The 10481-nt window shown below is 73.8% G+C and carries 8 protein-coding genes and 1 pseudogene; 2 read left to right on the forward strand and 7 right to left on the reverse strand.

The window, feature by feature from the left end:
- A pseudogene (locus ABD308_RS01245) lies at positions 1-283 on the reverse strand (hypothetical protein); the annotation flags it as partial.
- Between the two features lie 163 nt (positions 284-446).
- On the opposite strand from ABD308_RS01245, the gene ABD308_RS01250 reads away from it, so the two are divergent.
- Together ABD308_RS01250 and ABD308_RS01255 are read left to right on the forward strand one after the other, a co-directional pair.
- Positions 447-2060, forward strand: coding sequence for a M4 family metallopeptidase (locus ABD308_RS01250; RefSeq protein WP_344324105.1), 1614 nt, complete (start codon positions 447-449; stop codon positions 2058-2060).
- Between the two features lie 161 nt (positions 2061-2221).
- Positions 2222-2845 (forward strand): dihydrofolate reductase family protein, encoded by a 624-nt coding sequence (locus tag ABD308_RS01255; protein WP_344324108.1) that lies wholly within the window; start codon positions 2222-2224, stop codon positions 2843-2845.
- Here the strand turns inward: ABD308_RS01255 and ABD308_RS01260 are convergent, their stop codons facing one another.
- From ABD308_RS01260 to ABD308_RS01285, 6 genes are all read right to left on the reverse strand, one after another.
- Positions 2846-7240: a hypothetical protein gene (locus ABD308_RS01260; protein ID WP_344324111.1), complete on the reverse strand. Its 4395-nt coding sequence runs from the start codon at positions 7238-7240 to the stop codon at positions 2846-2848. It lies immediately after the preceding gene.
- 21 nt (positions 7241-7261) lie between these two features.
- The gene (locus tag ABD308_RS01265) at positions 7262-7591 is read right to left on the reverse strand and encodes a Pepco domain-containing protein (RefSeq protein WP_344324114.1); all 330 of its coding nucleotides are present in this window, start codon (positions 7589-7591) and stop codon (positions 7262-7264) included.
- Positions 7592-7794: 203 nt separating this feature from the next.
- Entirely contained in the window at positions 7795-8211 is a 417-nt protein-coding gene (locus ABD308_RS01270; protein WP_344324117.1) for an SH3 domain-containing protein, read from the reverse strand.
- Between the two features lie 244 nt (positions 8212-8455).
- Positions 8456-9433, reverse strand: a complete 978-nt coding sequence (locus ABD308_RS01275) for a helix-turn-helix domain-containing protein (protein ID WP_344324120.1) — start codon at positions 9431-9433, stop codon at positions 8456-8458.
- 39 nt (positions 9434-9472) lie between these two features.
- On the reverse strand, positions 9473-9799 hold the full coding sequence (locus ABD308_RS01280) for a response regulator transcription factor (RefSeq protein ID WP_344324123.1): 327 nt from the start codon (positions 9797-9799) through the stop codon (positions 9473-9475).
- A gap of 32 nt (positions 9800-9831) precedes the next feature.
- On the reverse strand, positions 9832-10481 hold a 650-nt coding region (locus ABD308_RS01285), incomplete at its 5' end, for a glycerophosphodiester phosphodiesterase (RefSeq protein WP_344324126.1).

Genomic DNA, 10481 nt, shown 5'->3' on the forward strand with positions numbered 1-10481 from the left:
GGCCGCGCCGCCGGGCGGCGGGGGCGACGGCGGTGTCGAGGAGGAAGGCGTGGACGCCGCCGTCCCAGAGGACGTTGACGAAGCCGAGCAGCGGTCCGGCCGGGGCCGGGCGGGCGCAGACCCAGCCGAGGCTGTGGCGCTCCAGCCGGGCGCGCCAGGGGGTCGCGGGGCGGTCGGGGTCGCCCGGGTCACCGAAGGCGGCGGCGTGCAGGGCGGTGAGTTCGCGGTCGGTGAAGTCGCCGCGCCAGTGGAGGTCGGGCGCCGGGGACTGGGGGGTCGTCATGGCAGGAGCGTAAACGCGCTGCTCACGGCCGATCACTCTTGATCAGTACAGGACACGAATTGGCAAAAATCTGACGTTTGCTCTAGCCCCGAATGACTGCTCACCGTCAATCTCGTCGCAACCCTCGTCCCTGCACCACGCAGCATCCCCGACTGGAGTCAGAGTGAGCCCCTCCTCCTCGTCTCGCCGCCGCCTCGCGGCCGGAGCCATAGCCGCCACCGCCGCGCTCGTCGCCGCCACCGTCACCACCGGCACCGCCTCGGCCGCCCCGACCGGCCGCGACGCCGCCACCGACCGGGCCGCCGCGATCGCCCAGGCCCGCGCCAACGTCGCCCGCGACGCCGCGCTCTTCGGCTACACCGACGGCCAGGACCTGATCGTCAGGGACGTCGTGCTCGACGCCGACGGCACCCGGCACGTCCGCTTCGACCGCACCTACCTCGGTCTGCCCGTGGTCGGCGGCGACCTGGTGGTCCACCAGGACGCCCGCGGCCGGCTCAAGGACTCCTCCCGCGCCGCCGCCCACGACGCCGCCGTGCGCACCATCGTCCCCACGGTCCCCGCCCAGCTCACCGCCGGGCGCGCGCTGCAGGCCGCCCCCGGCATCGGCAACCCCGTCAGCAGCCCCGAACTCGTCGTCTGGGCCGCCGACGGCACCCCCCGCCTCGCCTGGCGCACCACCGTCCAGGGCACCGGCGACCACGGCCGGCCGGCCGGCCGCGTCATCGTCACCGACGCCACCACCGGCGAGCGGATCGAGGCCTACGACGCCGAGCACCAGGCCGGCGGCACCGGCCACTCCGAGTACACCGGCGACATCACCATCGACACCACCGCCCAGAGCGGCGGCGGCTACGCGCTGATCGACCCGGTGCGCGGCCACGTCACCAGGGACGCCCACAACGTCTCCGCCAACACGCTCACCGCCAGCTCCGGCACCCTGTACACGGACGCCGACAACGTCTGGGGCGACGGGCGGAAGTTCTCCGCCGACCGCGCCACCGCCGCCGTCGACGCCCACGCCAACACCGCCTGGACGTACGACTACTACAAGAACACCTTCAACCGCGCCGGCATCAGGAACGACGGCAGGGGCGCCACCGTCTTCGTGCACGTCGGCACCAACTGGGACAACGCCCAGTGGTCCGACAGCTGCTTCTGCATGATGACCGGCGACGGCGACGGCAGCGTCGACCCCGAGCAGGTCGACCTCGACACCATGGGCCACGAGATGACCCACGGCGTCACCAGCGCCACCGCCAACCTCCGCTACAGCGGCGAGTCCGGCGGCCTCAACGAGGCCACCTCGGACATCTTCGGCACGATGGTCGAGTGGTACGCCGCCAACGCGGTGGACACCCCCGACTACCTGTTCAGCGACCAGTCCACCCCGCCGTGGCTGCGCCGCTTCGACAAGCCCTCGCTGGACGGCCGCTCCGCCGACTGCTGGAGCCGCAAGGTCGGGCAGCTCGACGTCCACAACTCCTCGGGCGTCGGCAACCACTGGTTCTTCCTGGCCGCCGAGGGCAGCGGCAGCCGGACGATCAACGGCGTCGCCTACAACAGCCCGACCTGCAACGGCTCGACGGTCACCGGCATCGGCAACCAGAAGGCCGCCGCCATCTGGTACCGGGCGCTGACCGTCTACATGACGTCCACCACCGACTACAAGGGCGCGCGCACCGCGTCCCTGAACGCCGCCAGGGACCTCTACGGCCTCAACGGCACCGAGTACAAGGCGGTCGCCGCCGCCTGGAGCGCGGTGTCGGTCGCCTGACGACCCGTGCGGCCCGCCACCCCGCTCGGGGGAGGTGGCGGGCCGCGCGCCGTCGGCCCTCGACCGTCGGGCGCCGCCACGGCGTGGCGCGGCGGTGCCACGGCGGCCCGTCTGGGATCTTGGGTGCCCGGGGGGCGGCATCCGACCCGGGGAGACCCTTCATGGCCAAGCTCGTCCTGACCACCTTCCTGACCCTCGACGGCGTGATGCAGGCACCCGGCGGACCGGACGAGGACCGCGAGGACGGCTTCGCCCACGGCGGCTGGCTGTTCCCGTTCGCCGACGAGGAGTTCGGCGCCCTGATGAACGAGGTGATCGGCCGCGCCGGCGCCTTCCTGCTCGGCCGCCGGACGTACGACATCTTCGCCGGCTACTGGCCGAAGGTGACCGATCCCGACAACCCGGTCGCCAACCCGCTCAACTCGCTTCCCAAGTACGTCGCCTCGACCACCCTGCGCGACCCCGCCTGGCACAACACCACGGTGCTCACCGGCGCCGCGCCCGGCGGAGTGGCCGCCGAGGTGTCCGCGCTCAAGGACCGGCTGGGCGACACCGAGATCCAGATCCACGGCAGCGGCGCCCTCGCCCGCGCCCTGATGCCGCACGGCGTCATCGACGAGTACCACCTCGTCACCGCCCCGGTCCGGCTCGGCACCGGCCACCGCCTCTTCCCCGACGCCGGCCCACCCACCGCCTTCCGCCTCGCCGGCACCCGCACCACCCCCTCCGGCGTCACCGCCCACACCTACCACCCGACGGGGCCGGCGAGCTTCGGCACGTTCTAGCTAAGGGCCGTTGGTGTCCTTGCGCCAGGGGCGCCAGCGGGCCGGGGCCTTCGCTTCCTCCGCCGTCGCCGCCGCCCTCAGCTTCCGCATGATCGCGTCCCGCTCGCCGGCGGTACGGACCACGTAGAACACCGTCAGCGTCTCCTCGACGTCCGCGGTGAGACCCGCCCGGACGAGGTGGGTCAGCAGGGCGTTGGCCTGCGACTGGTGGCGACGGCAGAACCCGTGGATCAACCGCTGCCGGAGGCTCGACGACACCCCCGCCCCGGCCAGGCCCACCACGACCCGCGCGGCCCCGGCGGCGTCGCTCGCGGGGATCACGGTCGCGTCGATCAGCTCCTCGGCGCCCTCGTCGTGTCCGGCCCTCAGCAAGCGGCCGACGAGGCCGGTGGTCACGCCCCGGGCGAGCGCGGACCGGGCGGTCAGCCCCGCCGCCACCGGTCCGCCGCCCAGCAGCTCGGCGATCCGGCCCACCGGCTCGTCGGCGACCAGCCGGTCGGTGATCAGACCGGCCTCGTCCGGGTGCCGCCCGGCCAACTTCTCCAGGATCGATACGAGTTCGGCGCTCCGCCGGGCGGCGGCGAGGACCCGCCGCGGCTCCGTCCACCGGGCCGCTGCACCGGTCGGCGCCGCCAGCAGGCTCGCGACGTCGGCGGGCGGCCGGTGCAGGACCGCCGTGATCAGGGCCGCCCTGGCCACCCCGGCGTCCGCGGCGATCTCGCGCAACGGGCCGTCCGCCCCGCTCTCCCGCAGCAGCGCCGCCCGGTCGGCGTCCGAGATCTCCGGCAACCGCCGGTACCAGGGGACCACATCGGTGTCCGCCGGCAACTGGCCGAGCAGGATCGCGGCGTGCCGGAACCAGCCGCGCGCGTTCAGGTCCAGCCAGAGGGACGGGGCGTCCGGGGTGGGCGCGACCGCTCGCAGGACGGCCTCGCGCGGCCCGTCGCGGTGCAGGTGGTGCAGGAGTTCCATGGCCTGGGCGGCGGAGAGCGGGTTCAGGGTCAGGGTTTCCAGCGCCGCCCGCCGCCGCCCGTCGCCCTCCCGTTCCAGGAGGAGGAACAGCTCGGCGAGCTCCGCCGGCGCGGCGGACCAGGGGGCGGCCCCGAGGACGATGGAGGCGGCGCGACCCTGCCGGGCGGCGAGCAGCTCGACCAGGAGGTTCCGGCAGGGGTCCGGGGGGACGGTCCGACCGAGGTACTCGGCGAGACCGCGCTCCGCCCCCTCCAGGCGGCCGAGCTCCGCCAGGACCGCGACGACCACTTCCTGCGGCCGCTCCGCCACCGCCCGGCACAGCGATTCGAGGACGCCCCCTTGCGGAAACCCTTTCAGCAGCCCGGCCACCGCCTCGGGCGGCTGGAGCCGACCGAGCCGGTCCAGCACAGCGGCCCTCTCCTCGAAGCCGCCGGTCCGGGCCATTTCGTCGAAGACCTGCCGTACGTCGTCGACCCGCACGGGCGGGTCACCCCGGAACGCGTTCAGTACGTACTGGGTGCCCGTCGGAGCCCCGGTCGTCCGGGCCGCGTGGAAGAGCGCGGGCGCACGGGTCCGGACGGACGCCGCCAGACGCTCGCCGGGGTCGCCGACGGCACACCAGGCGGCCAGTTCCTGGAGCAGGAGCCCGGTCTCACCGACCGACCTGGCCTGGAGGAACGCGTCCAGCAGGGCGCCGATGTCGACGGGCACCCGATCGTCCGGCCACCGGGAATCGAGGGTGACCAGCAGTTCCGCCACCTGCCCGGGCGGGCGCCGTTCGACCACCCGCTGAAGGAGCTGGGCGGCCTCGGCGGCCGGTCCCGGGTCGGCCGGGTAGTGGGCCAGTGCCGCGGCCAGCTCGGCCAGGTAGCGCATGGAGCGCTGCTCGGCCGCGTCGGCCAGTAGGCGTCTGCCGAGTTCCGAATGCGCCGAGGCCACCATGTTCGCGCAGAGCAGGGCGAGTTCCGTCGGGCTCCGGCCCTCGGCCGCCTGGGCGAGCAGTGCGGCGGCCCGATCGCGCCGGCCCGTGGACGCCAGCCACTGCGCGATCCGCTCCGGACGGTCCGTGCCCACGCCGACCGCCAGGTGGCGGAGCAGCGCCTCCTCTTCGAACGACCTTCCCTTCTCATGGAGTTCGCCGAGGATGGCGGTCAGCACGTCATCGTTGGACCGGAAGACGATCGCCGCCGCCATCGGATCTCCGACGGCCTCACGCCATTCCTCGCGGCAGACCAGCTGGAGCAGTTCGGCGAGCTGGGCCGATGACCTGGGGGGTACGAGGATGTATGACAGGAACCTGGACCGATCCGGTTCCCGCATCCTCGCCAGCGTCGGCAGGAGGTCCGTCGTCTGCCGGTGGCGAGCCAGCGCGCCCTGGAACCCAGCCGCCGCAGCGTGCAGCCCGCGCCTGTGGAGTTCCTCAAGGAACGGCAGGAATCCGTCCGGCGGAAGCCGCTGACCCAGGGAGGACAGGACCGTGTCGCGGAGGCCGTGGACAACACCAACGTGCCCGCAGAACTCCGCCACCTGGGCAGGAGGTGCCGCGGAGAGTTCCCGGCAGAGGGGATCCAGCAGGGCGGCGGGCCCGTCGTGGAGCAGGACGCCCAGTTCGGCCGCCCGGTCCGGCTCGAAGGGCCGGACCGCGCGTGTCACCACGGCCTCGGCGTCCGCCGTCTCACCCCGGTCCGTCCAGGTTCCCAGCACCGCGAGCAGATCCGCCGGCGCGAGCCGGGCGAACTCCTCGTGGACGGTGTCGAGGTGGCGCAGCGTCGCCGCGCCACGCAGACCGGCCTCCCGCAGAGCCGCCGGCAGGGCGTCCCGGTCTCCGCTCCGGGCCACGGCCGTACGGAGGGCGAAGGCGGCGTCCTCGTCGAAGCCGTCGCGCGAGCGACCGGTCGCCAGCCAGGTGACGAAGTCGTCCACCGGCCCCGTCGCGAGGAGCGTCAGCACGGTGACGCGGTGCGCGGACTGACCCGCGTGCGCGAGCGCCGCCGCCAGGCCGTCCACCGCCTGCGGGCCGTACCCCGTGACCGACACCCGCAGCAGTTGGCCGGCCTCGGCCGCCAGGTCCGCGGCGTCCAGCGCGGCCAGCAGCGGTGGCAGGTCCTCCGCCGGCCGGGGCACCGCGAAGAACCACTCCGCTTCAGCGTCCAGCCCGGCCTGCTTCAGCGCGACCACGCACGCCACCAGCTCGGCCAGCGGCAGACCGTCCAGCGCGCGGAGGAGCATCTCGCGCAGTTCGGCGACCGTCTCGGCCCGCAGGCCGGCGGCGCCGAGCGCGCGCAGCAGCTCGTCCGGCGGACGTCCGGTGGCGGCAGACTCCAGCACCTGGTGCGCGGCCTCGGTCAGGCCCGCTCCGCGGAGGGCGGCGACCAGTTCCACCAGGGACACCACCGGCCGGCGCAGGGCCGCTGCCGTCCACATCGCGGCGGTGGCCGCCGGGGCGAGTTGCAGGGAGCAGAGCCGGAGGAGGTCGTCGACGGGGCCGACGGCGGCGCACTCCTCCAGGTAGGCGGTGCGTCCGGTCGTCTGGAGTTCGTAGACGGCCAGCCCGAGCAGTTCTCCCGGGTCGGCGGGCGGGGCGGCCGTCAGGTCGGCGGCGAGGGGCTGCAGGACCGGGGCCGGTCCCGCGACGGCGTCGGGGACGGGCGGGACGGCTTCGTACCGGGCCGGCCCCGCGACCAGGAACCCGGCCTGGTCGACGTCGGTGAGCACCCGGACGTTCTGCGCCCGGCCCCGCTTGCCGTAGCGCTCGTGGAACTCCTGGATCCGGGCCTGGGCGTCGACGCGCAGCTGCTCCAGGTTCAGCGGCCCGTCGTGCGCGCGCAGCACGTCGAGGACGGCGCGCGAGAACAGGCTGAACGAGCCGCTCCCGGGATCCTGCCGGGAGTTCTCGGAGCCGACGAAGCGCGCGTACTCGCCGGGTGAGCAGGCGTACAGGTGGGCGACCTTGCGGCCGGCGACAACCAGGGCCTCCCCGGTGGCCCAGCCGATCGTCCCGCTCATGAAGTCCTGCCGCACGCCGTTGCGGCAGGCGTCGATCAGGAACAGCACCTGGGCGGCCGGGGTCCGCTCGACCTCGTACTTCCAGTCGATGGCGACGCAGCCGGACCAGGGCGGCTCCACCCCGGAGTGCAGGTCCTCGGGGATCAGGTAGTCCTTGCCCTCCGCGTGCAGGCCGTGGCCGCTCAGGCAGATCAGCACCGTCTCGCCGCGCCGGGCGGTCCGCAGGAAGTGGCCGACCTCGCCGTTCACGAAGTTGGCGCTGACCTGGCCACGGGTCGGGGGCAGCACGACCCGGAAGCCGCGCGCCCGCAGGGCCTCGCCGAGCCGTTCGAGGTCCCGGGGGACGAAGGGCAGGGGTGTGAAGCCCGCGAGGTCGTAGTCGCTGGCGCCGAGGAGTAGCGCGGCGAACCGGTCCATCGAGCCCGGCCCCGTCGTGCGTCAGCGACCGAAGACGAAGGTGATCCCGCGGGTGCCCTGGACCTGGGAGCTGCCGATCAGCTGCACGCCGCCGGAGGCGGAGACCTGGAAGCTGAGCTGGACCTCCTTGAGCGGCATCGGGCCGCCGCGCTCCGCGATCCGCTCGAACAGCGCCTGCAGCGCGTCGACGGTCTCGGTGAGGTTGTCACGCAGGGCGCCGAGGGGGACGCGGCGCAAGACGGCGTCGCGGTCGCGTCCGAAGACGCCCATGGTGTCGGCGTCCTCCTCGTCGTCCTCGGTGACCCAGAACTCCAGCGAGTCCAGCTCCGTGATCTGCGGCTCGTCCGCCATGTCCCCCACCTCAACATTCCACGTACCAGGACGACTTCGTCGCGCTGCGGGATCGTGCGGCACGGCGCGGCGCAGGGTGAGAATATCCGTCGGACGTCGTCCGCGTGAGTGGATCTACCGATTACGGGCCCCGGGCTCCGCACCCGCGGTGGCGGGTTCGGCGCCCGGGATCGGTGTCAGTGGTTCGGTGTCAGTGGTTCGGGTCAGCAGCGGGCGGGTTCGGCGAGGCCGGTGAGGGCTCCGCCGAAGATCCAGCCCCGGACGCCGTTGACGTCGCTGTAGTACCACCGCTCGCCGATGCCGTTGTCGATGTAGCAGCGCGCGCGGACCGTGTTCCAGCGGGTCGCGGAGCCGACGACGTCGCACTCGGTGCCCTGGCCGGAGCGGACGTTGACGAAGTCCCAGGAGACGACGGCGAACATGTTGGAGTTGTTGGCCGGCTGCCAGCCGCACCACGACGGCTGGGTGAGGGGCGCGGTGGTGATCGTGTCGGTGGTGGTCGTGGCGGCGGTGGTCGTGGTGGCGGTGTCGGCGGTGGCCGACGCGGGGGTGGCGGTGATCGCGAGCGAGGCCGTGACGGCCCCCGCGAGCAGCGCTTCCCTGAGACGCGGAATCCTCATGGTTCGGTACCTTTCTCCGACTTGATCCCGATGCGGGAGCAGGGCCGCGGCCCGGTCAGGCCGCGGGTTGCGCCCTGTCAGAGAAGCTCACCGGCAAGCCGCTGACCAGCGGGTTCGCTCCGGTTCCGAACGTCGCCGAACAACGACCGGCTCCGTTCTGGACGGACGCCCCAGTCGACGGAACAACGGTGAACAACGGCGGCGGCGCGGCGCGGCGCAGCGCGCGCCGGACGCCGCCTTGGCGTCAAGCGAGCTTGGGCAGGCACTGGGTGACGCCCTCCGCGGTGACACCGTCGTTGGCGACGGTGACCGTCGCGTGGGCCTCGACGCAGCCGATGCCGGTCAGTAGGAGGTCGGCGTAGCTCTGGTCGATGTGGCCGAGGTGGAACTGGGTGTAGGTGCCGTCGCTGGTCCGGACCGCGCGGGTGGTGACGGTGCCCTGGTTGGGCTGGGTGAAGACGGTGCCGTCCGGGTCGAACCGGGACCACGCTCCCCCGCAGCGCGCCGAGTGGCGGAGCGTCACGGTGCCGAGGACCGTGCCGGAGGGCTGGACGCGCCCGTCGATCACGGTCTCCTGCGGGAGCACCACCGGGACCTGGTCGAGGTTGGTGGCGTCCGCCGGGCAGTCGTACGGCTTGGGGTCGGATCCGTCCTGCGCGGCCGGCAGGGACTTGTCGGCGGGCGTGGCGAGCAGCAGGCCGAGCGCCGTCGCCGCCGAGGAGATCAGCGCGACCACCGCCATGGGCCAGGTGCGGCGCAGCAGGCCGCGCCGGGGCGTGACGGCCGGATCGGCGTCGGTGCCCGCGGGCGGCCCGTCCGCTGTCCGGTCGGTGTTCGGCCCGTCCGGGCCCGGGGTCCTGCCGTCCGCCTGCTCCGCCTCCCCCGCCGACGGTGGTGCCCCCGCGCCGGCCGCCTCCTCGCGGGCCGCCTCCCAGAGCCCGCGCCAACGCCCGGTGTCCGTCTCGCCGCACCCCGCCACGAACGCGGCCGTCACGTCCCAGGACGGGAGCCTCCGCCCGCTCTCCGCCGTCGACAGCGTGGCGGGCGAGAATCCAGACCGGCGAGAGAGTTGACGAAGCGTCAGTCCCGAGGTCTCCCGGGTGTCCTGGAGCCGTTCGGCGAATCTCGCCACGGCTCCGTTGCCGCCCAGCGGTGCTCGACGTCGCGGCATCCCGTCTCCCCCTCGTGTCGTGGCGCAGTGGCGCCGTTGGCGCCCGTCCATTCTGCGGAGCCGCCGGGCCGTGTGAAGAGGGAAGCGACGTCAAGGGGTCGGCGGGAGCGGGGGGCGGCCGAGGCGGTGGCCGTCGGCGCTGGTCTCGATCCACTCCGGGCCGAGCTTGGCGCGCAGGTAGGCGAGGCGGACGCCGATGTCGTGCCGGGTGGCCCGGGAGTGGTTCCACACCCGCAGGCCCAGGTCCTGGTGGGAGCGGAACTCCTCGCCCTGCGCGATGAGGGCGAGGAGGAGGCGGCAGTCGCCGTAGGTCAGTTCGACGGTGCGGCCGTCGGCCACGGCCCGCTTGGCGTAGAAGTCGACGTGGACCCGACCGTCGGGCGTGCGGGCCGCCCTCGTGCCGTCGTCCTCGGGCATCGGAACCTCCTTGCTGCCTGTCGTGCGCGCCGTTAGTGGTGAGCGGAGAGCCAAGTCGTCAGCTCGGTGGGGCGGTTGGTGATGATGCCGTCGACGCCGGCGGCTTCCAGGGCCTTCCAGCGGGTGGCCGAGTCGACGGTCCAGACGTTGACCGCGACGCCGGCCGTGTGCAGGTCGTTGACCACGCCGGGGCGGGAGGCGAGGGCGCCGTCGGACGGGTTGTAGGCGGACAGCCCGAGTTCCTTCGACAGGGCCACCGGGTCGGCGTCGAGGCTGCCGCGCAGCAGGCCCAGCGGCAGTTCGGGGGCGAGTTCGCGGGTGTGGCGCAGGGCGTCGGTCTCGAAGCTCTGCACGAAGACCCGGCCGGTCATGCCGTGGTCGCGGATCTCCTGGACGATCCGGGCGACCTCCTGGCGGGTGTGCGGGCCCTTGATCTCCAGGAGGAGGTTGCCGCCGCGGGTGCGCAGGTCCTCCAGCTGGGCGGCCAGGCTCGGCACCCGGGCGCCCGCGTAGGTCGGTCCGAACCAGGAGCCCGCGTCCAGGGCGTCGAGCTGGGCGGCACTCAGGTCGCGGATACGGCCCCTGCCGTTGGTGGTGCGGTCGACGGTGTCGTCGTGCAGCACGTACGGGACACCGTCGCGGCTGGGCTGGACGTCGTTCTCGATCCACTCGGCGCCGCCGC

The organism is Kitasatospora putterlickiae (assembly GCF_039527695.1).
Classification (GTDB): domain Bacteria; phylum Actinomycetota; class Actinomycetes; order Streptomycetales; family Streptomycetaceae; genus Kitasatospora; species Kitasatospora putterlickiae.